Raw genomic sequence first — 25,556 nt, 5'->3', positions numbered from 1 at the left:
TATAATTAGCACTTTTGCAGAAATTGCAATAAAACTGTATGAAGAAGTATTTTCAAAATCACCACTTATTTTGAAAATAGTTGGTTGCTCTAAAAACCTGGTGCAGTTGTAAAAAAGTGGAATTTACAATAACAGGAGTAAAGCATGAAAGTTAGACCATCTGTTAAAAAGATGTGTGACAAATGCAAAGTAGTTCGTCGTAAAGGCGTAGTTCGCATTATTTGCGAAAATCCAAAACACAAACAAAGACAAGGATAATTTATGGCTCGTATTGCAGGTGTAGATTTACCAAAGAAAAAAAGAATTGAATATGGTTTGACTTATATTTATGGTATAGGTTTACATACTTCAAGAAAAATCTTAGATAAAACCGGAATTTCTTATGATAAAAGAGTTCATGAGTTAAGTGAGGACGAAGCAGCGGCTATCCGTAAAGAAATTCAAGAAAACTATATGGTTGAGGGTGATCTTAGAAAACAAGTTGCTATGGATATCAAAGCATTAATGGATCTAGGAAGCTTTAGAGGCTTAAGACATAGAAAAGGCTTACCGGTTCGTGGTCAAAAAACAAAAACAAATGCCAGAACTAGAAAAGGTAAGAGAAAAACCGTTGGTGCAAAATCATAAGGATAGAAAATGGCAAAAAGAAAAGTTGTTAAGAAAAAAATAGTTAAAAAAAATATAGCTAAAGGTATAGTTTATATCAGTGCAACATTTAATAATACTATGGTTACTGTAACTGATGAAATGGGAAATGCTATTGCATGGAGTAGTGCAGGTGGTTTAGGATTTAAAGGTTCTAAAAAATCAACTCCTTATGCGGCGCAACAAGCAGTAGAAGATGCTTTAAATAAAGCAAAAGAACATGGTATTAAAGAAGTAGGCATTAAAGTACAAGGGCCAGGAAGTGGTCGTGAAACAGCAGTTAAAAGTGTAGGTGCTATGGAAGGTATCAAAGTAACTTTCTTAAAAGATATTACCCCATTAGCTCATAATGGTTGTAGACCACCAAAACGTCGTCGTGTCTAAGAATAAGATATAAGATTTAGGAGAATTATAATGGCAAGATATAGAGGACCAGTAGAAAAATTAGAAAGACGACTTGGCGTAAGCTTGGCAATGAAAGGCGAAAGAAGATTAGCAGGTAAAAGTGCTTTAGATAAACGCCCTTACGCACCAGGTCAGCATGGACAAAGAAAAGCTAAAATTAGTGAATATGGACTTCAATTAAGAGAAAAACAAAAAGCTAAATTTATGTATGGTGTTAGTGAAAAACAATTTAGAAGATTATTTAGTGAAGCTGCTAGAAAAGATGGCAATACCGGTGCGCTTTTGATCCAGCTTTTAGAACAAAGACTTGATAATGTTGTTTATAGAATGGGTTTTGCTACAACACGCCGTTTTGCTAGACAACTTGTAACTCATGGACACATTTTAGTAAATGGTAAAAGAGTAGATATTCCTAGTTATAGAGTAGAAGCAGGTCAAAAAGTTGAAGTGATTGAAAAAAGCAAAAACAATCCTCAAATTTCAAGAGCGATCGAACTTACTGCTCAAACTGGTATAGTTGCTTGGGTTGATGTAGAAAAAGATAAAAGATTTGGAATTTTTACAAGAAAACCTGAAAGAGAAGAAGTTATCATTCCAGTTGAGGAAAGATATATCGTTGAGTTGTACTCTAAATAATAAAGGTTTTTGATATGAGACATATTACAACTTCTGCTTATACACCAACAGAGTTTAGTATTGAAAATATCAGTGATACAGTAGCAAAAGTAAGTGCATGGCCTTTTGAAATTGGTTATGCTATTACTTTGGCGCATCCTTTGCGTCGTTTGCTTTATTCAAGCACAGTAGGTTTTGCTCCAACAGGAGTTAAAATCAAAGGCGTAGCACATGAATTTGATAGTATGCGCGGTATGCTTGAAGATGTAGCATTGTTTATTATCAATCTAAAAAAATTAAGATTTAAACTAAAAACAGATTCTGAAAAAGAAATCGTAACTTTTAGTTTTAAAGGACCAAAAGAAATTTGCGGAAAAGACTTAGACAATGAAGTTGTTGAAGTTGTGAATGCAGATAGCTATCTTGCAACGATTAATGAAGATGCAGATTTAGAATTTACTTTAATCATTGAAAAAGGTATAGGTTATGTGCCTTCTGAAGAAATTCAAAATTTCTTAGATCCTGAATTTATAGCACTTGATGCGTTCTTTACTCCGGTAAAACATGCGGTTTATGATATAGAAAAAGTGCTTTTTGAAGATAATCCAGATTATGAAAAAGTTGTTTTTACAATCACAACTGATGGTCAAATTTCACCAAGTGACGCTTTTAAAAATGCTTTAGAAGCAATGTATAAACAATTATCAGTGTTTGATAAAATCACTAATGCACAAAGCGTTGTAAGAAGTCAAACACCAAATAATGAAGTAGAACATGTAAAATTACTTCAAAATATAACTGAGTTAAATTTAAGTGCAAGAAGTTTTAACTGCTTAGAAAAAGCAAATGTAGTTTATATTGGTGAACTTGCTTTAATGAGTGTTAGCGAACTTGCAGATTTAAAAAATCTTGGTAAAAAATCTTTAGATGAGATTAAAAGTGTAATGGAATCTATAGGTTTCCCTATAGGAAATTCAAAACTCAGTGATAGTGCAAAAGAAACGCTAAAGAAAAAAATTACAGAATTAAAAGCACAAAATGAAGGATAATCAATGAGACATAGACATGGATATAGAAAGTTAGGTCGCACTTCTACTCATCGTGCAGCCTTGTTAAAAAACCTTACCATTGCTATTATTAAAGCAGGTAAAATAGAAACAACATTACCTAAAGCAAAAGAATTAAGAGGTTATGTTGAAAGATTGATCACTCGTGCAAGAAAAGGTGATTTCAATGCTCACAGAGCAGTTTTTGCTAGCTTGCAAGATAAAGAAGCTACAAATAAGCTTGTAACAGAAATTGCACCTAAATTCGCAGATAGAAATGGTGGTTATACAAGAATTATCAAAACAAGAATTCGTCGTGGCGATGCTGCAGAAATGGCTTTCATCGAATTCGTAGCTTAATTTTTAGCCTTTTAAAGGCTAAAAACTTCTTATTTTTATTTATTTACTTACTATTTTTTGTATTTTTATCCATTTTTTGCTACTATTAATCTTTTTAACTACAAAAAAGGAAAAAAATGCAAGAAAATTCAAGATTACGCATAGCTATACAAAAATCAGGTCGTTTAAGTAAAGATTCTATTGCCTTGCTTGAGTCTATAGGCGTAAAACTTCGCATACACGATCAAAGTTTAATTGCTTTTTCTACAAATTTACCTATTGATTTACTTAGAGTAAGAGATGATGATATACCAGGGTTAATTTTTGATGGAGTAGTAGATCTTGGCATAGTTGGAGAAAATGTTTTAGAAGAAAATGAGTTAGAAAGAAAATCAAAAAACGAAAATGCAGATTTTATAATGCTTAAAAAACTTGATTTTGGTGGGTGCCGCTTGTCTTTAGCATTACCAGAAAATAGTGAGTATAAAGGTATAGAAAGTTTTAAAAATTTACGCATAGCAACTTCTTATCCACAGCTTTTAAAGCGTTTTATGGAAGAAAATAACATCCCTTATAAAACTTGTATGCTAACAGGCTCAGTTGAAGTAGCACCAAGTGCAAATTTAGCTGATGGAATTTGTGATTTAGTTTCAAGTGGAGCTACTTTAAAAGCAAACGGACTTAAAGAAGTTATGGTAATTTATAAGTCAAAAGCTTGCATTATCCAAAGAAAAGAAAGTTTAGCTTCACACAAACAAGAATTAATCGATAAATTACTCATTAGAATTCATGGAGTTATGCAAGCAAGAGAGTCAAAATACATCATGTTACATGCTCCTATTGAAAAGCTAGAAAAAATCACAGCTTTATTACCAGGTGTTGAAAAACCTACGATTTTACCTTTAGAAAATGATAAAGCTAGAGTGGCACTGCATATGGTAAGTCAAGAAAATTTATTTTGGGAAACTATGGAAGCTTTAAAAAAAGAAGGTGCAAGTGCGATTTTAGTTTTACCTATTGAAAAAATGCTCTCTTAAAGGATAAAAATGCAAATACTTGATTTTGAAAAATTAAACCAAAACGAACAAGAATTAGCACTCAAGCGTCCTGCTATGAGTGCTAATGCACAGGTTAAAACCATAGTAGAACAAATCATTGAAGATGTTAAAACAAATGGCGATGAAGCTTTAAAGCAAATGGCTGTAAAATTTGATAAAGTAGAGTTAAATTCCATCAAACTAAGCGATGAAGAGCTTAGTAATTTAGCAGAGCAAATTGATGATGAGTTAAAACAAGCTATCAAAATAGCTTATGAAAATATCTATAAATTCCACAAAGCTCAAGAAAGTCAAACCATAGAGGTTCAAACCTTTGAAGGGGTAACTTGCAAGGTGCTAACAAGAGCCATTGAAAAAGTAGGGCTTTATATACCAGGAGGCTTAGCACCACTTTTTTCAACCGCACTTATGCTAGCTATCCCTGCTAAAATTGCAAAATGTAAATTCATAGCCTTAGCTTCCCCAGCGCCATTACATCCTGCCATTGCTTTTGTGGCAAAACTTTGTGAAGTTGATGCAGTGTATCAAATAGGTGGAGCAGGAGCTATAGCAGCGCTTGCTTATGGAACGCAAAGTGTGCAAAAAGTAGATAAAATTTTTGGCCCAGGAAATGCTTTTGTAACTGAAGCCAAAAAGCAAGTTAATAATCATGGAGTAGCTATTGATATGCAAGCAGGGCCTTCTGAAGTGTTAGTTTTAGCAGATGAGTTTGCTAATGCTAAATTTATAGCTTCAGATTTACTCTCGCAAGCTGAACATGGAGCAGATTCTCAAGCGATTTTAGTTTGCACAAGTGAAAAATTAGCTAAAGAAGTAGATAATGAAGTTGCTTTACAGCTTGAAAAACTCTCGCGTAAAGAAATTGCTTCAAAATCTTTAGCACACTCTAAAATCATTCTTGCAAAAGATATAAAACATGCCATAAGTATTTCAAATGACTATGCACCCGAGCATTTGATCATTCATACACAAAATCCATCTAGCTTGCTTGATGATATTATGCATGCAGGTTCGGTATTTTTAGGTGAGTATTCTCCAGAATCTATGGGAGATTATGCAAGTGGAACAAATCATGTATTGCCAACTTATGGTTTTACCAAGTCTTATTCTTCACTAGGGCTTGCTGATTTTATGAAAAGAATGACTGTACAAGAACTTAGCAAAGAAGGCTTTAAAAAGCTTGGTCCTGTGGTGGAAATTTTAGCAGCAGCTGAAGGGCTTGATGGGCATAAAAATGCCGTGAGTTTAAGATTAGAAAGTCTAAAATGAGTGCAAAAATTTTATTTATCGATAGAGATGGCACGCTCATTGATGAGCCAAAAGATGATTTTCAAATCGATTCTTTGGAAAAACTTGAGTTTGAAAAAGGTGCTATCAATGCGCTTTTAAAGTTAAAAAATTTTGGTTTTAAATTTGTTATGGTAAGTAATCAAGATGGTCTAGGCACAAATTCTTTTCCTAGGGAAAATTTTGACAAGGCTCATGAAAAAATGCTAAGTGTTTTTCAAAGTTGTGGCATAGAATTTGAAGATATTTTTATATGTCCGCATTTTGAGCATGAAAATTGCGCCTGCAGGAAGCCAAAAACTGCCATGCTTGAAAACTACATCAAAAATAAACTTTATGACAAAAATAAAAGTTTTGTTATCGGCGATAGAGACAGCGATATGCTTTTGGCACAAAATCTTGAAATTCAAGGTTTAAAATATGACAAAAACGACTTTAATTGGGAGCAAATCGCTGATTTTATTTTGCAAAATTACCGCAGCGCCTGTATAGAGCGTAATACCAAAGAAACTCAAATTCAAGTTAAAATAGCTTTTAATGAAAAAGCAAAAGCTAATATAAAAACAAATATCGCATTTTTTGATCATATGTTAGAGCAAATTGCTACGCATGCAAATATATCTTTAGAGATAAAATGCAAAGGGGATTTAGAAGTTGATGAACATCACAGCGTAGAAGATATCGCACTTGCTTTGGGCGAGGCTATTAAAAATGCACTTGATCAAAAAATAGGTATTGCAAGATATGGCTTTGTTTTACCTATGGATGAGTGCTTGGCAAGTTGCGCGATTGACTTTTGTAATAGACCGCATTTAGTTTATAAGGCTAAATTTAAAAAAGAAAAGCTTGGAGAATTAAGCACAGAAATGATAGAGCATTTTTTCTACTCACTAAGCTATGCTATGGGTGCGAGTTTGCATTTAAAAGTTAAAGGCAAAAACGATCATCACAAAGCCGAAGGGCTTTTTAAAGCCTTTGCGAGAGCTTTAAAAATGGCTATAAAAATAGAAAATGAAAACCTAGCAAGCTCTAAAGGAGTGATATGAAACTAGCGATTATAGATACAGGTTGTGCGAATTTAGCTTCACTTGCTTTTGCACTCGAGCGTTTAGGACAAAAAAGTATTATCACGCATGATTTAAAAGAACTCTCACAAGCAGATAAGCTCTTACTTCCTGGGGTTGGCACAGCAGCTAAAGCAATGGCTAATCTACAAGCACTCAATTTAGAAAATTTTATCCAAACTACCACAAAACCACTTTTAGGCATTTGTCTTGGTATGCAAATTTTGGGTAAATTTTCAGAAGAATTACACCAAAAAACACTTGGTATTATGCCTTTTGAAACACAAAAATTCCAAGAAAAAGCAAATTTTACTTTCCCACATATGGGGTGGAATCAAGTCTTTAGCTCTCATGAGCTTTTTAAAGGCTTAGATGGAGCTTATTTTTATTTTGTGCATAGTTATTGTGTGGGGCTAAATGAATACACCATCGCAGAGTGTGAGTATTCTACCAAATTTAGTGCAAGTTTAAATAAAGACAATTTTTATGGTGTGCAGTTTCACCCTGAAAGAAGCGGCGAAGCGGGCGAAGTATTATTAAAAAATTTCATAAATATGTAGGTAAAAATGCAAACTCAAATCATTCCAGCATTGGACTTAATAGATGGTAAAGTAGTAAGGCTTTATAAAGGAGATTATGCTAAAAAGCAAGAATACAGCTTTGATCCTTTAGTTAAATTTCAAGAGTATGAGGCTCAAGGTGTTGTTTGGCTTCATTTGGTGGATTTAAGCGGTGCAAAAGATCCTAGTAAAAGACAACTAAAACTCATAGAAAACTTAGCTTCAAAAATCAAAGTAAATCTTCAAGTAGGTGGAGGAATTCGCACTAAAGATGAGGTTAAAGCTTTGTTTGATAGTGGTGTTAAACGCGTAGTTATAGGCTCTTTAGCGGTTAAAAATAAGCCCCTTACACAAGAGCTTTTGAGTGAATTTGGTGTAGAAAGTATAGTCTTAGCGCTTGATAGTATTTGCGTTAAAGATGAGTTTTTTGTGGCTGTTGATGCATGGAGTAAAACAAGCGATGAGAGTTTGTTTGGGCTTTTAAATTTTTATAAAGATGTAAAACATATCTTATGCACAGATATTTCTAAAGATGGCACGATGAGTGGAGCAAACATCACTTTATACAAAGCTTTGCATGAGAAATTTCCACATTTGCAAACCCAAGCAAGTGGAGGTGTGGCGAGCTTAGAAGATTTTAAAAAGCTAAATGGCATAGTAAGTGGTATCATCGTAGGTAAAGCCTTGCTTGATAAAGAATTTAGCATAAAGGAGGCTCAAGAATGCTTACAAAACGCATAATCGCATGTTTAGATGTAAAAGATGGTAGAGTAGTTAAAGGGGTGCAGTTTAAAAATCATGAAGATATGGGAGATGTTATAGAACTTGCTAAATTTTACTCACAAAATGGCATTGATGAGCTTGTATTTTATGATATTACAGCTTCAGCCAAGAATGAGCGTATCAATAGAGCTTGGGTAAGCAAAGTAGCACAAAATATCTCTATACCATTTTGCGTTGCAGGAGGTATAAAAAGCGAAGATGACGCAAAAGAACTTTTAGCAAATGGTGCTGATAAAATTTCTATTAATTCCCCTGCTTTAAATGATCCTGATTTAATCTCACGCCTTGCAAAAAGCTTTGGAGTGCAATGCGTAGTCGTAGGTATAGATACTTTTAAAGATGAAAACAACGAGTTTTTAGTCTATAAATACACCGGAGATGAGAGCAAATCTCATCATAGTGGTAAAAAAACACTAGAGTGGGTAAAGCAAGTATGCGAGCTAGGAGCTGGCGAAATCGTGCTAAATATGATGAATCAAGATGGCATGAGAAAGGGTTATGATCTAGATCAACTTACCAAGGTTAGACAAATTTGTCCTGTGCCTTTAGTAGCAAGCGGTGGCGCAGGAGCTAAAGAGCATTTTTTAGACGCTTTTAAACTTGGTGTTGATGGAGCTTTAGCAGCTTCAGTGTTTCATAAAAAACTTATAGATATTAAAGAATTAAAACTATTTTTAAAAGATCAAGGCATACAAATTCGTATTTAAAAGGAAAAACTATGGGTATAAATGAAGAAGAATTTATAAAAAGCATAAATTGGCAAAAGGTAAATAACCTTATCCCCGTGATAATCCAAGATTATCATTCTTGTGAAGTTTTAATGCAAGGTTTTATGAATGAACAAGCTCTAAGAGAGAGTTTTAAGCACCAAAAGGTTGTATTTTACTCACGCACTAAAGAGCGTTTGTGGATGAAAGGCGAGCAAAGTGGGAATTTCTTGCATATCATAGATATGGGACTTGATTGTGATAGAGATTGTATTTTAATCCTTGTAAAAGCTCAAGGCGCTACTTGTCATACAGGCGATACTTCTTGTTTTGAAACGCTTTCTAAAAAAGCTGATTTTGTATTTTTATCGCGTCTTGAAAGACTTATCAACTCACGCAAAAACACTTGTGCAAGCTCTTCTTACACGGCTGAACTTTTTTCAAAAGGCACTAAACGCATAGCACAAAAAGTAGGTGAAGAAGGCGTTGAAACCGCTTTGGCTGCTACTATTAAAGATAAAGATGAGTTGATAAATGAAGCTGCTGATTTACTTTATCATTTAGAAGTGTTATTAGCTGATGCGGATTTGAGTTTAAATGATGTGATTGCTAAATTAAAAGAAAGAAATAAAAGTTAAGCGTGATTTCTCACGCTTAATTAAGCAATATTTTTGAAAAGATTCACTGACTATATCGAGTAATTTTTAAAAAACTTTACAAAATTTTTACAAATGTCTTTTTGAAAAGTTATAGCAATTTTAATTTATTATGTTATAATAAATCATCATTGCATAGCGAGAAGTCGTCTAGCCGTTTATTTTTAGATTGACATCTCGTTATGTATAGTAGGGCTTTTATGAATAATTTTAGTGAAGATATAAACTTTTCTGTTATACAGCCTAGAAAAACTGCTGTTTTGGTAGATTTATCCTTTTTTATAGAAAGATATAACACTTTAAAACATATCAAAGATATGACTCCTGAAGAATTAGCTAAAAGATTAAAAGATTATGTGTTTGAGTCTGTTAAAAGAAATAGAGATTATTTATATAGAGTTTATGTTTATGACTGCGAACCATTAAATAAAAATGTTCCAATACCGCCCATAGAAAAAACAGATAAATCATTAAATCTTGGAAAAACCGATACTTTTAAATTTAGAACTAGATTATTAGATTGTTTAAGACAGCAACCATATTTTGCTGTAAGATTGGGCGAGATTGATGAAAATAACTTCCAATGGAAAATCAAAAATTATGATAAATTTAAACAACTTTTATATAAAGAGATAGAAATCGATAGTTTAACTGAGGATGATTTTGTTTTAGATATTAGGCAAAAAGGTGTTGATATGAAAATAGGACTAGATATTGCTACTTTATCTATAAAAAAGCAAATTGAAAAAATCATTCTTATCACTGCAGATAGCGATTTTATACCGGCTATAAAACACGCAAGAAAAGAAGGGGTTATTGTTCAGTTAGATCCTATGAGAGTTCCAAATTCTCAAATCAAAAAAGGTTTATTAGAGCATATAGATATTCTTTCATCAGTCTTTAAAAATACTAGCAATTCTTAATTACACAATTCACATTATAAATTTATACAAGTTTTAGAAATATTTACATTTTTGGAACACTTATTGCTTTGTCTTGGCTAAGCAATAGTAGATTGTGAAGTAATCACAAAGCAATATTTTTTAAAGGATTTAATTATGATGAGATCTCTTTGGGCTGGGGTTTCAGGACTCCAAGCACACCAATACGCAATGGATGTAGAAGGTAATAACATAGCCAATGTTAATACATTTGGTTTTAAATATTCTCGTGCGGATTTCTCAACGCTTATGAGTCAAACTTCTAAGATAGCTACAGCTCCAGATGGCAACCTAGGTGGTAAAAACCCTATGCAAGTTGGACTTGGTGCAGGTGTAAATTCTACTACTAGAATTCACTCTCAAGGTAATATCCAAACTACAGATAAAAACACCGATATGGCTATCAATGGTGATGGATTTTTCATCGTTTCAAATGATGGTGGCACTACGCAGTTTTTCACCCGTGCAGGGGACTTTAAAACAGACGCAGTAGGAAATTTCGTAGATAATAACGGCTACACCGTTCAAGGCTGGAATTATAATCAAGAAACAGGTCAAATTGACTCTTCAACTTCAGTGCAAGATATAGTTATCCCACCTGGTATGAGTATGCCTGCTAGAGCAAGTACTTCAGTAAGTCTTACAGCAAATTTAGATAGTGGTAATACTTTAGGTATGAATGCTTCTGCTAAGCGTCCTATATATGCTCTTGATTCTACTCATGGTAGAAGAGAAGATACCGGAACAACGATAGACGAAAATGATACCGGACATACTGAGTTTTATACTACTTCAAAAAGTGGAGCCCAAGTAACTGAAAAAGGTGTAGATATGGGTGTAGTATTTAACGCTCAAGGTGAAGGCTTAAACCTAAGAGATGGACAAGGTATATGGGTAAGCTATGCTGATGCTAAACATACTTCAAATGTAAATTTAGCACAAGACTTACCAACAGATAGAGCTCAATGGAGTAACGGTACAAACTATACTTTTTGGGGATTTAAAGATGGAGAAAATCAACATCCTGCTAAATTAGATATAACAATTAATGGTGTAAATATAGTAGCCGAAGGTATAGGTAAAGAAACTTTTATCAATGCTATTAATGCTAAGACTTCAGAAACCGGAGTAGTAGCAGCTATAGTAGATGGTAAAATCACTTTTACTAATGATAATAGCACTGGAACCACAGCAAAATCAAAAAATTTAAATATAGTTGTAAATCGTGAAACTACAGCAGGTGTTCAAGTTAGATCTAGAAATGATAATGCTAGTACAGGGGATCTTACAGGATCTCTAGTTGCAAATGGGACAGGAGAAAATGTTTGGCTTGGAACTGATAATGGTCAACCAAATGGAACAGGTAAATTGAATGTTCAAGTGGTAACAGCACATGAGTATATATACAGTTCAAATAGTGTAGATATAGGAGAAAATCCTAATCCTGCTGCTCAACCACCAGCCAATGCTAATATGCCTACTATGAATGGTAGAAGAGTTTTTCACACTACCGAAGATTTAAGAGAGCTTTTACAAAGAGATGCTAGATGGGGTGTGGACTATGATGGAGATGGTGTTTTGGAAAACCATGGAGATGGACAGAATGGAACTCCAGGACAAGCAGATGCAAATCCTTTAGTAGAAGTAGTCGTAGAAAGTGATGGTAGATTTAAAATAACAAATCCTACAGGCGGGAAAGACATGACTTTTAAAGTTACAGGTTTTTCAGATGAGGTAAATAAAATCGCTACTAATGATAAATTCACAGCGATGTTTAGTGCCTTAGATGGAAATTTCAACGCAGGTAATAATGAAAAATATTCTCAAGATATGTATTTATCAGCTCATACTGCTAGTATAGAAATCTTTGACTCATTAGGAACTAGACATGAGCTAACCGTGCAATTTACTAAACAAACTAAAACAGCAGATGGTGGGGCTGAATGGTCTATCATCATTTCAGTGCCTGAACCTGCAGAGATTAATTTTAGTGGTGATGGTGCTCCGGGAAATATAGTAGTAGGAAATTTAAGATTTGGTAATGATGGCTCACTTCAAAGCTATACACCAAATGTATTAAATTTCACCGGAAATAACGGCTCAAAACCTGATCAAGTTATAAAACTTGACTTTGGAACAACAGGTGGTTTTGATGGTTTAACAAGCTATGATAAAGACTCATCTACTACTAAACAAGAAACAGATGGTTACACAGGGGGTAATCTAAAGCCAGATGCATTAAGAACTGATGAGAATGGTTATATCTATGGAGAATTTACAAATGGTAAAACTCTAGCGCTAGCTAAGGTTGCTCTAGCTACTTTCCCAAATAATATGGGTCTTGAAGAAATGGGTAATAACCTTTATAAAGCGACAGCAAACTCAGGAACAGCTACTATAGGTCATGCGGGCGAAGGTGGTAGAGGGGGCTTAAAAGGCTCAGCCATAGAAATGTCAAATGTGGATTTAAGTCGTGCATTAACAGAGCTTATCGTAATCCAAAGGGGTTATCAAGCAAACTCAAAAACGATTACCACAAGTGATCAGCTTTTAAATACTTTGCTTCAATTAAAACAATAATCTTAACCCAAGGTTTTAAAAACCTTGGGATCAAGCTTTACAAGGTTATCGAGGTAGCCTTGTAATACTTGATAGCCTTGAAGCCTTCAATCTATTGCTAACTCACTTCTTTCTTGCCTTAAGGAGTGAGTAGCATGATTTGCATATCGACAAGTTAAAATAAAAATTTATAAACTTGGATTTTTAAAATTTATCATTAATGGTTCTAGCCATTTGGTAGTTTCAAATACTTCTAGCTTGTTGTTTTTAAATTCTAAGAGTTTTTTATAATTTTGAGTATTGTCAAAAATAGTAATGCGATTACAGAATTTAGCAACGGTGTTAAAATTTTGTAAAGACTCGTAGTATCTTTTTTCTATAAGTTCTTCTTTTATATCATGCCCGCCTTTAGCTACGCGAATTTTAACTCTTTGTTTTGCCGTGTTTGGAGAGTCTAGTCCGATGTAGTAAAGATTTATAGTGTAAGAATTTTTTTGTAGCTTTTTGAATAAAGATAAAATGCTAGTGCCACAAAGTGTGGTTTCTTGGTTAAAATCATAAGCTTTTTTAATATAGTTTTCACGCATTTTAATGGCTATCCTTGAAGCTCTAAATTGATCTTCTTGATTTTTCCAATCACCAAAGCTACTTACGATTTCATCGATGTTGATTCTAAGTCCAAAGTCTTTGTTTTTTTCAAGTTCATTATAATATAAGGTAGTTTTTCCACATCCTTCGGCTCCTGCAAAAATAGTAGCTATTTTTTTCATTAATAAAGCCTTTATTTTATTGATTGATGAGAAATTTTAACATAAATTGTTTATAAGTGTTTTGAAAATAAATATAAAGTTTTTTGAAAAAGGTTCGATATAGTTAGTGAATCTTTTCAAAAATATTGCTTAATTAAGCGTGAGAAATCACGCTTAACTTCTTTTTGATTTTATTTAACTTTCTTTTATTAATCAAACTCAGATAAGAAATCAAAGATAAAAATGTGCAAGTTCCTAAAATAAGTGATAAAAATATAGGTGTATTAGCATTTAAAAGACTTACTAAAAATGCCATTACTCCCGCCATAGCAAATTGTGCTGCACCTAAGAGTGCTGAAGCACTGCCTGCATTTTGTTTTGATCTTGCCATAGCTAAGGTTGTGGTATTTGGCAGGATAAAACCCAAACTTGCTATGATAAAACACAAAGGAATTTCAAAAGCCCAAAAACCTAGCTCAAAAGTTGCACCCAAAATGAGTAAAAAAGTTAAAAAAGTAATCACCATAAGCGCTCTAGGGAGTATATAATAAGGAGAAAATCTAAGGACTAATCTTGCATTGATATTTGCACATATAACAAAGCTTAGAGCATGAGCTCCAAAAAGGGCTGCGTATTGTTGCTCGCTTAATCCAAAAACGCGTGTAAAAACAAAAGATGAGCCGGTTAAATAAGCAAAAAAACCTGCAAATATTAAATTTCCACAAAGCAAATATACTACAAAACGGCGATCTTTTAAAACTTTTTTGTAACTTTTTGTAACCTCTTTGTGATTGAATTTTTTTCCTTTGGTGTTGTGATTGCTTTCTTTTAGAACAAAAATAACAAGCAAAAATAAAATAAAGCCTAAGATAAACAATGTTAAAAATATACTACGCCAAGAAAAAAATTCAAGTAAAATTCCACCAAAAGTAGGAGAAAGCATAGGGGCTAAAGAAGTAAAAACCATCATTAAAGCATAAACTCCTGCTGCTTCTTTAAGCTCAAAAACATCATTTACTATAGCTCTTGCTACGACTACACCCACGCAACCTCCTAAAGCTTCAAAAAAACGCAAAGCTATAAAAGCATGAATGGAATCAACTAAAACACAAGCAATACTTGAAGAAATAAAAATAAAAAGTCCTATGTATAAAGGTTTTTTTCTGCCATATACATCACTTAATGGTCCATATAAAAGCTGACCTAAAGAAAAGGCGATGAAAAAACTTGCAAGAGAAAGTTGAGTGTAAAAAGAATTTGTTTGAAAGCTTTTTTCTACTTCATTTAAAGCAGGTAAATACATATCAGTTGAAAGTGGTGCTATGGCAGATAAAAAGCCTAGTATGATAATGAGTTTGAGTTTTTCAAAACCTTTTATTTGGGTGTGTTTTTGCATAAAATTTCCTAAAGTCTTTTTACCATTGTATAGCAAAAAGTCTAAAATAAACAATAATTTACATTTTTTAAAGGCAAATAAGATAAAATTAAACTAAAAATAATCAAGGAAAAATTATGAATATGCCTTTTAGTGATGAGGAATTAATCGAACCTGTAAAAGCCAGTCTAGCTAAAACTATGCATATTTTAGAAAATGATGGCGGAGGGCTTGATTTTTTGGGTGTGAAAAATGGTGTAGTTTATGTGAAGCTAACTGGAGCTTGCCATGGCTGCCCAGCTAGTGGGACGACTTTGAAATATGGCTTGGAAAAACAACTTAAAATCGATATACATCCAGATATTACTATAGTAAATTTAGCAGGCGGGGAAAGCGAATTTGCAAAATTATAAAAAAATAGCCATAGAATGTTTTTACAAAAAAGATTTTAAAAATGCTAAGATGTATTTTTCTCTTGCTTATGAAAAGCGTAAAAATAAAAGACTTTTAACTTTTATTAATATTTGTGATTTGGCTTTAAAAAGCCCTGAAGAAGCTTTTGTTTTTTTTGAATTTTTTATGCAAAATTATAAAAATACTAAAGTAGATAAAGACTTAGAAAAACTCATTAATCTTAGCCAAAGTGTGCAGTTTGAAGAAGATAGCGAAGATTTTGAGGGCTTGAGTTATCAAGATTTTTTACTTAGCGAAGCAAAAGTTGGGTTTAAACAAGCCTTAGAAAATGTTATAATATCTAATAAACTTATTATTAACGATAAAGAAGATTTTGTGGATTTTTTAGAAAAGCTTTTAGAACATGGTTATAAAGATATGCTCGTAGCTTATATGGAAGATGTTTCAGCGCATTTTTATTCTAATTATAGATTTATTAAGCTTAGTGAGAAAATCAAGGAATTAAATTATGATAGTAAAGATTGAAAATACTTTCATTTGTGATAATTCTAATGAATGCGAAAAAGATTGTTTTTTCTTAAAAACTACTCAAAATGAAAAATTTCTTCATCAAGCTTTAGAAAAACAAGCAAAAGTTATTGGCATTGGCGAATGCAAGAAGCTTTTAAATATAAATGAAAGTATTAAAATCATAGGCATTACAGGCACAAATGGCAAGACAACTACTGCGGGGGCTATTTACTCTATCTTGCTTGATTTAGGTTATAAATGTGCTTTAATGGGAACTAGGGGTAGTTTTATAAATGATAAAAATATCACTCCAAAAGGCTTAACTACTGCTCCTATTTTACAAACCTTAGAGCTTTTATCTTTAGCAAGTAAGGAAAAATGTGAATTTTTGATTATGGAAGTAAGCTCGCATGCTTTGGTGCAAAATCGCATTGAAGGGCTTGAGTTTAAGGCTAAAATTTTTACTAATATCACTCAAGATCATTTAGATTTTCATGGGGATTTTCAAAACTACCAAGCGGCAAAAGAAAGTTTTTTTACCGATGAGTGTATGAAATTTATCAACAAAGATGCAAAAGCTATAAATTTTAATGTCAAAGGTGCTTTTACTTATGGAGTGGAAAATCCAAGTTATTATCACATTAAAGCTTATGCTTTAAAAAATGGCATTGAAGCTGTGGTAAATTTTGGTAAAGAAACTTTTATGATTGATTCTTCTTTGGTGGGGCTTTTTAATCTTTATAATCTTTTGGCTGCAAGCGCTTGTGTAAATGAACTTGTTAAGCCAAATTTAAAAGAGCTTGAAAAGGCTATTAGTAATTTTGGTGGCATTGAGGGTAGAATGCAAGTGGTTGCAAAAGATGTGATTGTAGATTTTGCTCATACGCCCGATGGCATAGAAAAAGTTTTAGATGCTTTAAAATATCGTGATTTGATTGTGGTTTTTGGAGCAGGGGGAGATAGAGATAAAACTAAGCGTCCGTTAATGGCTAAAGTTGCCAAACACTATGCTAAAAAACTCATCATCACAAGTGATAATCCGCGTTCAGAAGAGCCTATGGATATCATTAATGATATTTTAAATGGTATAGAAAAAGATGAGAGTGTTTTTATAGAATGTGATAGAAAAGAAGCGATCAAAAAAGCATTAGAGCTTAAAACAAAAGATGATTTTGTAGTAATTTTGGGTAAGGGCGATGAGACTTATCAAGAAATCAAGGGTGTAAAATATCCTTTTAATGATAAAGAAGTAGTATTAGAGATATTAAAAGAAGGAAAATAAATGTTTGAAAATATGGATTTTTCTAAAATGGGCGAGCTTTTAACTAAGGCTCAAGAAAAAGCAAATGAATTAGAGCAAGAAGCTTTAAAAAAAGAATTTAGTGCAAAAAGCGGTGGTGGTTTAGTAAAAGTTAGTGCTAATGGAAAAGGTGAAATCATCGATATAAACATTGATGATTCTTTGTTAGAAGATAAAGAGTCTATGCAAATTTTATTAATAGCAGCGATTAATGATGTGATGAAAATGGTAGAACAAAATAAAAAATCAATGGCTAGTAATTTATTTAGCGGAATGGGAATGCTATGAGAATTTTACTTTGTATTTTGGGTGTAGTTTGCACACTTTTTGCTGTGCCAAGACCGACTTTTAATGATTTTTTGGGTTGTTATGAAAAAAATAAAGCTAGTATGTTGATTTATGAGGGCTTACCTGCCTTTGCTTTAAATGAAAATACTTTAGCAGTAGTTAAAACTAAAAACGCGAAATTAAACAGCTATACTAAATATGATCCCTTTTTAAATTTGTATTTAGTAAAAACAGATTTTAGTTTAATTCCTGCACCTATGGGAAATGAAGAAGATTTAACACGCAATAGTTGGGTGGGAATTTTAGATAGCAATAAAAGCTATATAGGACATTTGAAGTATTTTGGGCAAAGTTTGACAGAGCGTGATCAACTTGACTTTGCTTCTAAAATCGGAGAACTTAACTCGCCGTGTTGTAAAATGCTTGGTATAAGTTTAGAAGATGGCAAACTTATAGGTAATCGTTATTTAAAACACTTTGCAAAATATCCTGATGCTTATTGGGGTGATATAGGTGTGGATTTTGATATGCGTGATGGCAAAATTTATGTTAAAAATGTGCGTAAAAATGGACAATTTTTACTTAATGATGAGCTTGTGAGTGTTGATGGACAAGCTTATGATGATTTAAGAAAACTAAATGAAAAAATTTTATTTGCTGATCGCGGTGCAACTTTATACTTTAATGTATTAAGAGATAATAAAGATGTTAATATCTCCACTATGGTTTTTGATAAAGACTTGGGTGCATTTGCTAAGCCTAAAAAAGTGGTTCAAACTAAGCCAAGTTCTTTTTATAGTAATCTAGGATTACGCGTAGATATGAAAATGAATGTTACAGAAGTTACTCCAAATTCTAAAGCACAAATGGCTGGATTTTTAAAAGGGGATAAAATTTTAAGAATTAATAATCAAAAAATCAACAATTTTAATGAACTTCAAGCTGTTTTAGCTCAAGCTAATACTTTTGATATTCTAGTCTCAAGACAAGCAAGCAATATCCCTTCAGCGAAAAATAATGACTTTGAGCATTTTAATAAAGGATACTTTGACTTTTTTATAAGGCTAAATAAGTGATTTTAGAAAAATTCAAACAGCATTTAGAGCAAAATTTTCCTAAAACTCAAAGTTTTCATCCATTTTTTAATGAAGCATTAAAATGGATGTTAGAAGCTGGTGGGAAGCATTTTAGAGCCCAACTGCTTTTGGGTATAGTTAATGCTAAAAATCCTGCTTTGTTTGAAAAGGCTTTAAATGCAGCTTTGGCTTTGGAATTTATCCACACTTACTCTTTAATACATGATGATTTACCTGCTATGGATGATGCTTCTTTGCGTAGAGGAAAGCAAACTTTACACAAAAAATATGATGAAACTACGGCTATTTTAGTGGGCGATGCTTTAAATACCCAAGCTTTTTTACTCCTTTCTAAGCTTGATTTAAAAGAAAATGTTAGATTAAAACTCATAGAAACTCTAGCCTTTAATGCAGGGCTTGGCGGTATGATTATCGGGCAAGCTATTGATTGTTATTTTGAAGATATGCCTTTAAATTTAGAGCAAGTTGAGTTTTTGCACATTCATAAAACTGCAAGATTGATTGCAGCGGCTTTAAAAATGGGTTGTGAAATTTGTGAGTTAGATGAAAAAGAATGCGAGCAAATTTATGAAATAGGGCTTTTGATAGGATTAGTTTTTCAAATCAAAGATGATATTATCGATGCGACTTTAGATACTCAAGAAGCAGGAAAGCCAACTCATAATGATTTGCATAAAAATTCTTTTGTTAAACTTTTAGGTTTAGAAGGTGCTAAAAAGGCAAAAGATGATAAAATTGCTTTATGTGAAGAAAAAATGAAAAATTTAGACTCTAAGCTTGCTAATGAGCTTCAAATTTTGATTGATAAATATTTAAAAGGTTAAACAATGTTACAAAAACAAGCCAACACTATAAGATTTTTATGTGCGGATATGGTGCAAAAAGCAAATTCAGGCCACCCAGGTGCTCCAATGGGTTTAGCAGATATTATAAGTGTTTTAAGTACTCATTTAGTGCATAATCCAAAAGATCCTACATGGTTAAACCGCGATAGATTAGTCTTTTCAGGTGGTCATGCTAGTGCTTTGCTTTATAGCTTTTTACATTTGAGCGGTTATGATGTAAGTTTAGAAGATTTAAAAAATTTCCGTCAATTACACTCTAAAACCCCAGGTCATCCTGAAATTTTCACTCCAGGTGTTGAAATCGCCACAGGACCTTTAGGACAAGGCATTGCAAATGCGGTTGGTTTTGCTATGGCAGCTAAAAAAGCAAGTTTGCTTTTGGGCGAAGAGATTATCAATCATAAAGTATATTGTTTATGCGGTGATGGAGATTTACAAGAAGGAATTTCTTATGAGGCTTGTTCTTTAGCAGGTGTGCATAATCTTGATAATTTAATCATCATTTATGATAGCAATAATATTTCAATTGAAGGTGATGTGGCCATTGCTTTTAATGAAAATGTAAAAGAGCGTTTTAGAGCGCAAAATTTTGAAGTACTTGAGATAGATGGGCATGATTTTGAGCAAATTGATTTAGCATTAAAAACTGCTAAAGAAAGCAAAAAGCCTTGTTTAATTATCGCTCATACTACCATAGCTAAAGGAGCTTTAGATCTTGAGGGAAGTCATCATTCTCACGGAGCACCTTTGGGCGAAGAGCTTATAAAAAAGGCAAAAGAGGCTTTAGGTTTTGATCCACAAAAAACTTTTGAAATCCCAGAAGAAGTTAAAATTCGCTTTAGTGGGGCAATAGAACTTGGGGATTTAGCACAAGCTAAATGGAATCAAAAAGTGCAAAATTTAAATGCAGAGAAGCAAGCATTGCTAAAAGAGCTTTTAGAGCCTGATTTTTCAAAAATACAATTTCCTGATTTTAAAGGACAAGATTTAGCTACTAGAGATAGTAATGGTGTGATTTTAAATGCTATTGCTAAAGCCTTACCGGGATTTTTAGGTGGTAGTGCAGATTTAGGTCCATCAAATAAAACTGAACTCAAAGATATGGGCGATTTTCCAAATGGAAAAAATATCCACTATGGTATAAGAGAGCATGCAATGGCTGCTATATCAAATGCTTTTGCAAGATATGGTTTGTTTTTGCCTTATTGTGCTACCTTTTTTATATTTAGTGAGTATTTAAAACCTGCTGCAAGAATAGCAGCTTTGATGAGGGCTAAACACTTTTTCATCTTTACTCACGATAGTATAGGTGTGGGTGAAGATGGACCAACACACCAACCTATAGAGCAGCTTAGCACTTTTAGAGCTATGCCAAATTCATTGACATTTAGAGTAGCTGATGGGGTTGAAAATGTAAAAGCATGGCAGATTGCACTTAAAACTAATATGCCAAGTGTTTTTGTTTTATCGCGTCAAAAGTTAAGTGCTTTAAGCGAGCCTGTTTTTGGAGATGTTGAAAATGGGGCTTATTTATTAGAAGAAAACGCAAATGCGCAATTTACACTTTTAGCAAGTGGTAGTGAAGTGTCATTATGTGTAAAAACAGCTAAGATTTTAAAAGAAAAAGGTGTGATTACTAATGTGGTTTCTATGCCTTGTTATGAGTTATTCATCGCTCAAGAAAAATCTTATAAAGAAAGAATTTTACAAGGTAAGGTTATAGGCGTGGAAGCTGCAAATTCAAACGAGCTTTATAGAATTTGTGATGAGCTTTATGGTATAGAAAGTTTTGGTGAGAGTGGTAAAGATAAAGATGTATTTGAGCATTTTGGATTTAGTGAGGAGAAATTAAGCTCATATATTTTAAGTCTATGTAATGAAAAATAAAATAATCAAAGATGTTAAAAATCAAGAATGCATTTTTAGCGTCTTTGGTATATGGGATAAAACTAGCGTAGGAAAATTGGAAAAATTAGATTTTCCTACTCAAAAAAATATTATTTTTGATTTTGCAAATTTAGATTTTATAGATACTGCTGGGATTAGGTATTTTCTAGCTTTAGAAAATGAATTTAAGCAAAAAGGTTTTGAGCTTAGTAGGATAAATCTTAAAAGCGAGCATGCTAAGCTTTTTGAACTTTGTCAAAAACACTACAAAAGCTTTTGTGATTCTTATGAAGATAAAAAAACAATCAAAGATTTTTTTGAAAATTTAGGAAAGAAAGTTGCAAATTCTTTTACAATTTTAGTGCAGTTTTTAAATTTCATAGGACTTATTATTTATACTTGTTTTAAAACACTTTTAAACCCTAAAAAACTTCGCTTTAAGGCATTTTTATATCATGTAGAAAATAGCGCTATTAATGCTTTACCTATTATTATGCTAACTTCATTGCTTGTGGGTGTGGTGCTTGCTTATCAAGCTGCGTATCAACTTGCACAATTTGGAGCTAATATTTATATTGTCGATTTAATGGGAATTTCTGCCACTAGAGAGCTTGCACCATTAATTAGTGCTATTGTTATTGCAGGCAGGAGTGCAAGTTCTTATACAGCTCAAATTGGAGTAATGAAACTTACTGATGAAATTGATGCGATGAAAACTATGGGTTTTAAAGAAAGTGAATTTATCATTTTGCCTAGAGTTTTAGCTTTAGCACTTGCTATGCCTTTGGTAGTAATAGTAGCTGATATTTTAAGTATTATAGGTGGAATTGTAGTTGCTTGGTTTAGTTTAGAAATTAGTGCGAGTGAGTTTATGAGTCGTTTTAAAGAAGCAGTGGAGCTAAAACATATTATCATAGGACTTATAAAAGCACCTATTTTTGGATTTTTGATTGCTTCTATTGCTTGTTTTAGAGGATTTTTTGTGCAAAAAACTACCGAAAGCATAGGTGTTTATACGACAAAAAGTGTGGTAAATGCTATTTTTTGGGTAATAGCTTTTGATGCGATTTTCTCTGTATTTTTGACAAAGGCTGGATTTTGATTATAAAGGCTAAAAATATCAGCACTTATTTTGGAAGTAAATGTGTACATGAAGATATTAGCTTTGAAGTGCAAGATGATGAAATTTTTGGTATTTTAGGTGGTAGTGGTAGCGGCAAATCTGTGCTTTTAAGACAAATGTTAATGCTTGAGCATTTTGATAAGGGTGAGTATGAAATTCTAGGTAAGAAATTAAAAAATATAAGCGATGAAGATGCTTTGTTTTTGCAAAAACAATGGGGTGTTGTTTTTCAATATGGAGCATTATTTAGCTTTTTTAATATACTTGAAAACATTAGCATACCTTTGGTTGAATACACAAAACTTAACAAAAACGACATTAAAGAAATAGCTATGATGAAGCTTAAGATGGTAGGGCTTGATGAGAGCGTGGCAAAGCTTTATCCTAGTGAGTTAAGTGGGGGTATGAAAAAAAGAGTGGCCATAGCTAGAGCTTTGGCACTTGATTCTAAATTACTTTTCTTAGATGAGCCAACTTCAGGGCTTGATCCTTATAGCTCAAGAGAATTTGATGAGTTACTTTTGAGTTTAAAACAAAGCTTTAAATTATGTGTAGTCTTAATTACTCATGATAAAGAGAGTATGAAAAATGTTTTAAACCGCTTTTTGATTATAGAAGAAAAAAAAGTTGGTTTTTTGGGAAATGTCGAGGCTTTGCAAGAGCAAAATCCAAGACTTTATGAGAGGTTTATGCAATAATGGAAAACAAAGCAAATTATATTTTGATTGGAATTTTTGTTTGTGTGTTATTTTTTATCAGTTTGTTTTTTATAGTGTGGTATGGAAATTTAAAAGATGAAAAATCATTCAAATATTATGAAATTTATATGGAAGAATCAGTTGCAGGACTTAGTGTAAAAGCTCCGGTTAAATTTTTAGGAGTAGATGTTGGAAGTGTTGAAAATATCAGTATAGATAGCTCAAGTAAACAACTAAGAGTAAAAATTTTAGTTAAGCTTGATTCTAGTTTGGTTGTTAAAACAGATACTTATGCAAGTTTGCAAATTCAAGGCATAACAGGATTTAAATTTATTCAGCTTGCAGGAGGTAGCGAGGAAGCTAGTGTTTTGAGAGCAGGTGATGATGTTTATCCTATTATAAAATCAAAAGAAAGTTTTTTTGCAAGCATAGATAAGCAAACTTCAAATTTATTAGAACTAATCACAAGTTCAAAAATAAAATTAGAAAAACTCTTAAGTGATAAAAATTTAAAAAACATAGAGCAAATTTTGCAAAATTCATCAGAATTTTCTGCACATTTAAATGCTAATGTACCAGCATTCTTAGCAAATTTAAATAAAACAAGCTCTAAACTTGGCAAAAGTGCAGATGAATTTTCAATTTTTTTAAACAATGCTAATGGTCAACTTAATGAGCTTAATAAAAGTAGAATGCTTTTAAATGAAAATTTAGATATTTTAAGAGTTTTGTTTTTAGACTTTACGCAATTACTAAATATTTTAAAGCAAAATCCTTCAGATATAATTTATAAAGATAAGGCTACTCAATATGCTCCAGGAGAATAAAATGAGATATTTATATATTAGTTTAATAGCTATTTTTTTTAGTGCTTGCTCTTTGATTAATCCAAGTCAAACTTTACCTGCAAATAAATATTTTAGTATTAATTTAGAAAAGCTAGAGCAAAGTCAAAATAAAAAAAATGCAACTATTATAGTTTCCTTACCTAAAGGCTTAGCTTATACTAATGAAATTTTTTATAAAAAAGATTATACTATCAATACCTATGCTTATCATTTTTGGAAAGAAAATCCTGCTTTAATGATAAAATCTTTTTTGGAATTTCATTTGCAAGATTTGGGGGTATTTAAAGCAGTTTTAAATCAAGATAGTCTAGCTAGTGCTGATTATGTTTTAGAAAGTAAAGTGGATATTTTAGAGCAAGATTTTAATGATGAGATGCATTCTAAAATAAAGTTTGGTATTAATTTAAATTTAGTGCAAATAAACACTAAAAAACTTATAGCGAGTAAGTACTTTTACTATGAAAAAGAATTAAATGATAATAATCCTCAAATTTTAATCCAAAACTATGATGAGGTTTTTTTGCTTTTTGCTAAAGATTTTAGAGTTTGGGTAGATCAAAATTTGGAATAAAAAATGCTTTTCTTGTTATAGCAATAACAAGGAAGGTGTATTATGAGAGATGAATTAGAAATCTTACAAAAACATTTAGGACAAGTAGGTTCAAGTATAGATGGTGCAAATTTAAAACATCAAACGCAAAAATTTAGTGAAGATATTACTGATGCTAATGACTTTATAGGTGCTTTGCAAATTTTAGATTCCTCATTGAAAAAAATTTCAAAACTTCTAGAAGATAAAAACTATGAAGATGTGCAAGATAAAGTTTTAATTGCTAGTGAAAGTTTGAAAATAGTAGATAATTGCTCATTTTTAGGTAATGCTTTATTTGATAATAATTATAATGTAAATGTTGGTTCAAAGGCATTTGCTTTTGAAATTTATAATCCTTTAAAAATTTTAGAAACTAGTGATTATGAAGGTATGAAAGCTTATATAGTCGATAAAAGAGAAGAAATAGCTTCTATGCTTAGTGAGCTTGCAGTGGCTATTGCTACTTATAGTCCTAGTCAAAGTTTTGGCGGATCAAGCCATGATTTTATGGGTGATTTTGATTTTACTAAGCTTTTTAAATAACACTAAAGGCTAAAAAGCCTTTAGATTTTTATTTTATAACACCACATGCCATTCTAGCACCGCCACCGCCAAGTGCTGCAGGATGATCGCTGTGATTGTCTCCTCCAAAATGTATCATTAGAGCATGATTTTTAAGCTCATCAAGAGTTTTGATTTTTGGTGCTAATACAGGGTTAGTTGCTTTACCATCTTTTTCTACATAAAGTGGTGGTAAATCCCCTTTGTGACCTTTATCATCCCATGGGCTTGAGTGAGCATCTGTTTTTTCAGGATCCCAGTGTCCACCTGCTTTCATACCTAAACCTTTATCAGTTGCTCCACAATCAGCATTTGCATGAACATGAAAGCCATGAATTCCACTTTCTAAACCTTTAAGATTTGGATAAAATGCTACCCCATAAGGAGTTTGTACTGCTACAACTTCGCCTGCATCTTTATTAGCTTTTTTATCAAGAATTTCCATTTTGATAACTAAATGATCTTTTTGTGCTTTTGGATTAAAATTTTCTAAATTTGCTCCAAATAAAAAGCTTGATGCTAGTAAAGAACCTAGAATGATTTTTTTCATTTTTTCTCCTTTTTTAATTGAAATTAATTATATTGTAACATAAATTCTTAATAA

General features: G+C 32.4%; 30 protein-coding genes. 27 read left to right on the top strand and 3 right to left on the bottom strand.

Translation table 11 applies throughout. The annotated features are described in order from the left end of the window. Positions 1–144 precede the first annotated feature (144 nt). The 15 genes from rpmJ (at position 145) to flgE (ending at position 12,686) form a co-directional block, all read left to right on the top strand. Positions 145–258, top strand: a complete 114-nt coding sequence (rpmJ, locus tag L8W69_RS03495) for a 50S ribosomal protein L36 (RefSeq protein ID WP_002781429.1) — start codon at positions 145–147, stop codon at positions 256–258. Between the two features lie 3 nt (positions 259–261). Continuing rightward, entirely contained in the window at positions 262–627 is a 366-nt protein-coding gene (gene rpsM / locus L8W69_RS03490) for a 30S ribosomal protein S13 (protein ID WP_012660843.1), read from the top strand. Positions 628–636: 9 nt separating this feature from the next. Then, positions 637–1,029 carry a 30S ribosomal protein S11 gene (gene rpsK / locus L8W69_RS03485; protein ID WP_133319145.1) on the top strand — a complete coding sequence of 131 codons (393 nt, stop codon included), beginning with the start codon at positions 637–639 and terminating at the stop codon, positions 1,027–1,029. Positions 1,030–1,059: 30 nt separating this feature from the next. Continuing rightward, positions 1,060–1,686: a 30S ribosomal protein S4 gene (gene rpsD, locus L8W69_RS03480; protein ID WP_263659172.1), complete on the top strand. Its 627-nt coding sequence runs from the start codon at positions 1,060–1,062 to the stop codon at positions 1,684–1,686. Positions 1,687–1,700: 14 nt separating this feature from the next. Next, positions 1,701–2,714, top strand: coding sequence for a DNA-directed RNA polymerase subunit alpha (locus tag L8W69_RS03475; RefSeq protein ID WP_039627711.1), 1,014 nt, complete (start codon positions 1,701–1,703; stop codon positions 2,712–2,714). A 3-nt stretch (positions 2,715–2,717) separates the two neighbouring features. Next, positions 2,718–3,071, top strand: coding sequence for a 50S ribosomal protein L17 (gene rplQ / locus L8W69_RS03470; RefSeq protein WP_012660847.1), 354 nt, complete (start codon positions 2,718–2,720; stop codon positions 3,069–3,071). Between the two features lie 116 nt (positions 3,072–3,187). After that, entirely contained in the window at positions 3,188–4,087 is a 900-nt protein-coding gene (hisG, locus tag L8W69_RS03465; RefSeq protein ID WP_133319147.1) for an ATP phosphoribosyltransferase, read from the top strand. A 9-nt stretch (positions 4,088–4,096) separates the two neighbouring features. Beyond that, positions 4,097–5,377, top strand: a complete 1,281-nt coding sequence (gene hisD, locus L8W69_RS03460) for a histidinol dehydrogenase (protein WP_263666449.1) — start codon at positions 4,097–4,099, stop codon at positions 5,375–5,377. Further along, positions 5,374–6,441: a bifunctional histidinol-phosphatase/imidazoleglycerol-phosphate dehydratase HisB gene (gene hisB / locus L8W69_RS03455; protein WP_263660371.1), complete on the top strand. Its 1,068-nt coding sequence runs from the start codon at positions 5,374–5,376 to the stop codon at positions 6,439–6,441. The genes hisD and hisB overlap by 4 nt, the downstream gene beginning before the upstream one ends. Beyond that, positions 6,438–7,019: an imidazole glycerol phosphate synthase subunit HisH gene (hisH, locus tag L8W69_RS03450; RefSeq protein ID WP_263666448.1), complete on the top strand. Its 582-nt coding sequence runs from the start codon at positions 6,438–6,440 to the stop codon at positions 7,017–7,019. The genes hisB and hisH overlap by 4 nt, the downstream gene beginning before the upstream one ends. A gap of 6 nt (positions 7,020–7,025) precedes the next feature. After that, positions 7,026–7,760 carry a 1-(5-phosphoribosyl)-5-[(5-phosphoribosylamino)methylideneamino] imidazole-4-carboxamide isomerase gene (locus L8W69_RS03445; protein WP_263666447.1) on the top strand — a complete coding sequence of 245 codons (735 nt, stop codon included), beginning with the start codon at positions 7,026–7,028 and terminating at the stop codon, positions 7,758–7,760. Further along, on the top strand, positions 7,742–8,509 hold the full coding sequence (gene hisF / locus L8W69_RS03440) for an imidazole glycerol phosphate synthase subunit HisF (protein ID WP_263666446.1): 768 nt from the start codon (positions 7,742–7,744) through the stop codon (positions 8,507–8,509). The genes L8W69_RS03445 and hisF overlap by 19 nt, the downstream gene beginning before the upstream one ends. An 11-nt stretch (positions 8,510–8,520) precedes the next feature. After that, entirely contained in the window at positions 8,521–9,147 is a 627-nt protein-coding gene (gene hisIE, locus L8W69_RS03435) for a bifunctional phosphoribosyl-AMP cyclohydrolase/phosphoribosyl-ATP diphosphatase HisIE (RefSeq protein WP_133319155.1), read from the top strand. 335 nt (positions 9,148–9,482) lie between these two features. Then, the gene (locus L8W69_RS03430) at positions 9,483–10,088 is read left to right on the top strand and encodes an NYN domain-containing protein (RefSeq protein WP_318529584.1); all 606 of its coding nucleotides are present in this window, start codon (positions 9,483–9,485) and stop codon (positions 10,086–10,088) included. A gap of 135 nt (positions 10,089–10,223) precedes the next feature. Continuing rightward, a complete protein-coding gene (flgE, locus tag L8W69_RS03425; protein WP_263666445.1) occupies positions 10,224–12,686 on the top strand; it encodes a flagellar hook protein FlgE in 2,463 nt (820 codons plus the stop codon). 167 nt (positions 12,687–12,853) lie between these two features. Here the strand turns inward: flgE and L8W69_RS03420 are convergent, their stop codons facing one another. Together L8W69_RS03420 and L8W69_RS03415 are read right to left on the bottom strand one after the other, a co-directional pair. Beyond that, positions 12,854–13,435 carry a zeta toxin family protein gene (locus L8W69_RS03420; protein WP_263666444.1) on the bottom strand — a complete coding sequence of 194 codons (582 nt, stop codon included), beginning with the start codon at positions 13,433–13,435 and terminating at the stop codon, positions 12,854–12,856. A 133-nt stretch (positions 13,436–13,568) separates the two neighbouring features. Next, positions 13,569–14,810, bottom strand: a complete 1,242-nt coding sequence (locus tag L8W69_RS03415) for a multidrug effflux MFS transporter (protein WP_220567024.1) — start codon at positions 14,808–14,810, stop codon at positions 13,569–13,571. A gap of 122 nt (positions 14,811–14,932) precedes the next feature. On the opposite strand from L8W69_RS03415, the gene L8W69_RS03410 reads away from it, so the two are divergent. From L8W69_RS03410 to L8W69_RS03355, 12 genes are read left to right on the top strand one after another with little or no spacing between them, the layout of a single operon-like run. Then, positions 14,933–15,202, top strand: a complete 270-nt coding sequence (locus L8W69_RS03410; RefSeq protein ID WP_039619526.1) for an iron-sulfur cluster biogenesis protein NfuA — start codon at positions 14,933–14,935, stop codon at positions 15,200–15,202. Beyond that, positions 15,189–15,728, top strand: a complete 540-nt coding sequence (locus tag L8W69_RS03405; protein ID WP_133319159.1) for a histidine kinase — start codon at positions 15,189–15,191, stop codon at positions 15,726–15,728. The genes L8W69_RS03410 and L8W69_RS03405 overlap by 14 nt, the downstream gene beginning before the upstream one ends. Further along, a complete protein-coding gene (locus tag L8W69_RS03400; protein WP_263666443.1) occupies positions 15,712–16,995 on the top strand; it encodes a UDP-N-acetylmuramoyl-L-alanyl-D-glutamate--2,6-diaminopimelate ligase in 1,284 nt (427 codons plus the stop codon). The genes L8W69_RS03405 and L8W69_RS03400 overlap by 17 nt, the downstream gene beginning before the upstream one ends. After that, entirely contained in the window at positions 16,996–17,301 is a 306-nt protein-coding gene (locus L8W69_RS03395) for a YbaB/EbfC family nucleoid-associated protein (protein ID WP_039667857.1), read from the top strand. Further along, positions 17,298–18,377, top strand: a complete 1,080-nt coding sequence (locus L8W69_RS03390) for a PDZ domain-containing protein (RefSeq protein ID WP_263664485.1) — start codon at positions 17,298–17,300, stop codon at positions 18,375–18,377. The genes L8W69_RS03395 and L8W69_RS03390 overlap by 4 nt, the downstream gene beginning before the upstream one ends. After that, on the top strand, positions 18,377–19,222 hold the full coding sequence (locus tag L8W69_RS03385) for a polyprenyl synthetase family protein (protein WP_220567046.1): 846 nt from the start codon (positions 18,377–18,379) through the stop codon (positions 19,220–19,222). The genes L8W69_RS03390 and L8W69_RS03385 overlap by 1 nt, the downstream gene beginning before the upstream one ends. 3 nt (positions 19,223–19,225) lie before the next feature. After that, positions 19,226–21,130 carry a transketolase gene (gene tkt, locus L8W69_RS03380; RefSeq protein ID WP_263666442.1) on the top strand — a complete coding sequence of 635 codons (1,905 nt, stop codon included), beginning with the start codon at positions 19,226–19,228 and terminating at the stop codon, positions 21,128–21,130. Between the two features lies 1 nt (position 21,131). Beyond that, positions 21,132–22,232: an MlaE family lipid ABC transporter permease subunit gene (locus tag L8W69_RS03375; protein WP_393921358.1), complete on the top strand. Its 1,101-nt coding sequence runs from the start codon at positions 21,132–21,134 to the stop codon at positions 22,230–22,232. Then, positions 22,229–22,951, top strand: a complete 723-nt coding sequence (locus L8W69_RS03370; RefSeq protein WP_263666441.1) for an ABC transporter ATP-binding protein — start codon at positions 22,229–22,231, stop codon at positions 22,949–22,951. The genes L8W69_RS03375 and L8W69_RS03370 overlap by 4 nt, the downstream gene beginning before the upstream one ends. Continuing rightward, positions 22,951–23,778 (top strand): MlaD family protein, encoded by an 828-nt coding sequence (locus tag L8W69_RS03365; protein WP_263666440.1) that lies wholly within the window; start codon positions 22,951–22,953, stop codon positions 23,776–23,778. The genes L8W69_RS03370 and L8W69_RS03365 overlap by 1 nt, the downstream gene beginning before the upstream one ends. A 1-nt stretch (position 23,779) precedes the next feature. Beyond that, the gene (locus L8W69_RS03360) at positions 23,780–24,370 is read left to right on the top strand and encodes a hypothetical protein (RefSeq protein ID WP_263666439.1); all 591 of its coding nucleotides are present in this window, start codon (positions 23,780–23,782) and stop codon (positions 24,368–24,370) included. A gap of 42 nt (positions 24,371–24,412) precedes the next feature. Continuing rightward, positions 24,413–24,934, top strand: coding sequence for a flagellar FLiS export co-chaperone (locus tag L8W69_RS03355; protein WP_133319168.1), 522 nt, complete (start codon positions 24,413–24,415; stop codon positions 24,932–24,934). 28 nt (positions 24,935–24,962) lie between these two features. On the opposite strand, the gene L8W69_RS03350 is transcribed toward L8W69_RS03355, so the two are convergent. Further along, positions 24,963–25,502 (bottom strand): superoxide dismutase family protein, encoded by a 540-nt coding sequence (locus L8W69_RS03350; protein WP_133319169.1) that lies wholly within the window; start codon positions 25,500–25,502, stop codon positions 24,963–24,965. Positions 25,503–25,556 lie beyond the last annotated feature (54 nt).

It is taken from the genome of Campylobacter sp. CNRCH_2016_3089 (genome assembly GCF_025772505.1).
GTDB classification, from domain to species: Bacteria; Campylobacterota; Campylobacteria; order Campylobacterales; family Campylobacteraceae; genus Campylobacter_D; species Campylobacter_D lari_D.
The sequence above is the reverse complement of the archived record's forward strand: the minus strand, read 5'-3'. Positions and strand labels throughout refer to the sequence as shown.

What these genes read in the sequence shown, in the direction of transcription:
- hisD (WP_263666449.1), top strand. Translation starts at nt 4,097, where the DNA reads ATGCAAATACTTGATTTTGAAAAATTAAACCAAAACGAACAAGAATTA.
- L8W69_RS03410 (WP_039619526.1), top strand. Translation starts at nt 14,933, where the DNA reads ATGCCTTTTAGTGATGAGGAATTAATCGAACCTGTAAAAGCCAGTCTA.
- rpsM (WP_012660843.1), top strand. Translation starts at nt 262, where the DNA reads ATGGCTCGTATTGCAGGTGTAGATTTACCAAAGAAAAAAAGAATTGAA.
- tkt (WP_263666442.1), top strand. Translation starts at nt 19,226, where the DNA reads ATGTTACAAAAACAAGCCAACACTATAAGATTTTTATGTGCGGATATG.
- flgE (WP_263666445.1), top strand. Translation starts at nt 10,224, where the DNA reads ATGATGAGATCTCTTTGGGCTGGGGTTTCAGGACTCCAAGCACACCAA.
- L8W69_RS03415 (WP_220567024.1), bottom strand. Translation starts at nt 14,810, where the DNA reads ATGCAAAAACACACCCAAATAAAAGGTTTTGAAAAACTCAAACTCATT.
- L8W69_RS03360 (WP_263666439.1), top strand. Translation starts at nt 23,780, where the DNA reads ATGAGATATTTATATATTAGTTTAATAGCTATTTTTTTTAGTGCTTGC.
- L8W69_RS03475 (WP_039627711.1), top strand. Translation starts at nt 1,701, where the DNA reads ATGAGACATATTACAACTTCTGCTTATACACCAACAGAGTTTAGTATT.
- L8W69_RS03445 (WP_263666447.1), top strand. Translation starts at nt 7,026, where the DNA reads ATGCAAACTCAAATCATTCCAGCATTGGACTTAATAGATGGTAAAGTA.
- hisG (WP_133319147.1), top strand. Translation starts at nt 3,188, where the DNA reads ATGCAAGAAAATTCAAGATTACGCATAGCTATACAAAAATCAGGTCGT.
- L8W69_RS03350 (WP_133319169.1), bottom strand. Translation starts at nt 25,502, where the DNA reads ATGAAAAAAATCATTCTAGGTTCTTTACTAGCATCAAGCTTTTTATTT.
- L8W69_RS03390 (WP_263664485.1), top strand. Translation starts at nt 17,298, where the DNA reads ATGAGAATTTTACTTTGTATTTTGGGTGTAGTTTGCACACTTTTTGCT.
- rpsK (WP_133319145.1), top strand. Translation starts at nt 637, where the DNA reads ATGGCAAAAAGAAAAGTTGTTAAGAAAAAAATAGTTAAAAAAAATATA.
- hisIE (WP_133319155.1), top strand. Translation starts at nt 8,521, where the DNA reads ATGGGTATAAATGAAGAAGAATTTATAAAAAGCATAAATTGGCAAAAG.
- L8W69_RS03365 (WP_263666440.1), top strand. Translation starts at nt 22,951, where the DNA reads ATGGAAAACAAAGCAAATTATATTTTGATTGGAATTTTTGTTTGTGTG.
- L8W69_RS03430 (WP_318529584.1), top strand. Translation starts at nt 9,483, where the DNA reads ATGACTCCTGAAGAATTAGCTAAAAGATTAAAAGATTATGTGTTTGAG.
- hisF (WP_263666446.1), top strand. Translation starts at nt 7,742, where the DNA reads ATGCTTACAAAACGCATAATCGCATGTTTAGATGTAAAAGATGGTAGA.
- hisH (WP_263666448.1), top strand. Translation starts at nt 6,438, where the DNA reads ATGAAACTAGCGATTATAGATACAGGTTGTGCGAATTTAGCTTCACTT.
- rpmJ (WP_002781429.1), top strand. Translation starts at nt 145, where the DNA reads ATGAAAGTTAGACCATCTGTTAAAAAGATGTGTGACAAATGCAAAGTA.
- L8W69_RS03400 (WP_263666443.1), top strand. Translation starts at nt 15,712, where the DNA reads ATGATAGTAAAGATTGAAAATACTTTCATTTGTGATAATTCTAATGAA.
- L8W69_RS03355 (WP_133319168.1), top strand. Translation starts at nt 24,413, where the DNA reads ATGAGAGATGAATTAGAAATCTTACAAAAACATTTAGGACAAGTAGGT.
- L8W69_RS03395 (WP_039667857.1), top strand. Translation starts at nt 16,996, where the DNA reads ATGTTTGAAAATATGGATTTTTCTAAAATGGGCGAGCTTTTAACTAAG.
- rpsD (WP_263659172.1), top strand. Translation starts at nt 1,060, where the DNA reads ATGGCAAGATATAGAGGACCAGTAGAAAAATTAGAAAGACGACTTGGC.
- hisB (WP_263660371.1), top strand. Translation starts at nt 5,374, where the DNA reads ATGAGTGCAAAAATTTTATTTATCGATAGAGATGGCACGCTCATTGAT.
- rplQ (WP_012660847.1), top strand. Translation starts at nt 2,718, where the DNA reads ATGAGACATAGACATGGATATAGAAAGTTAGGTCGCACTTCTACTCAT.
- L8W69_RS03420 (WP_263666444.1), bottom strand. Translation starts at nt 13,435, where the DNA reads ATGAAAAAAATAGCTACTATTTTTGCAGGAGCCGAAGGATGTGGAAAA.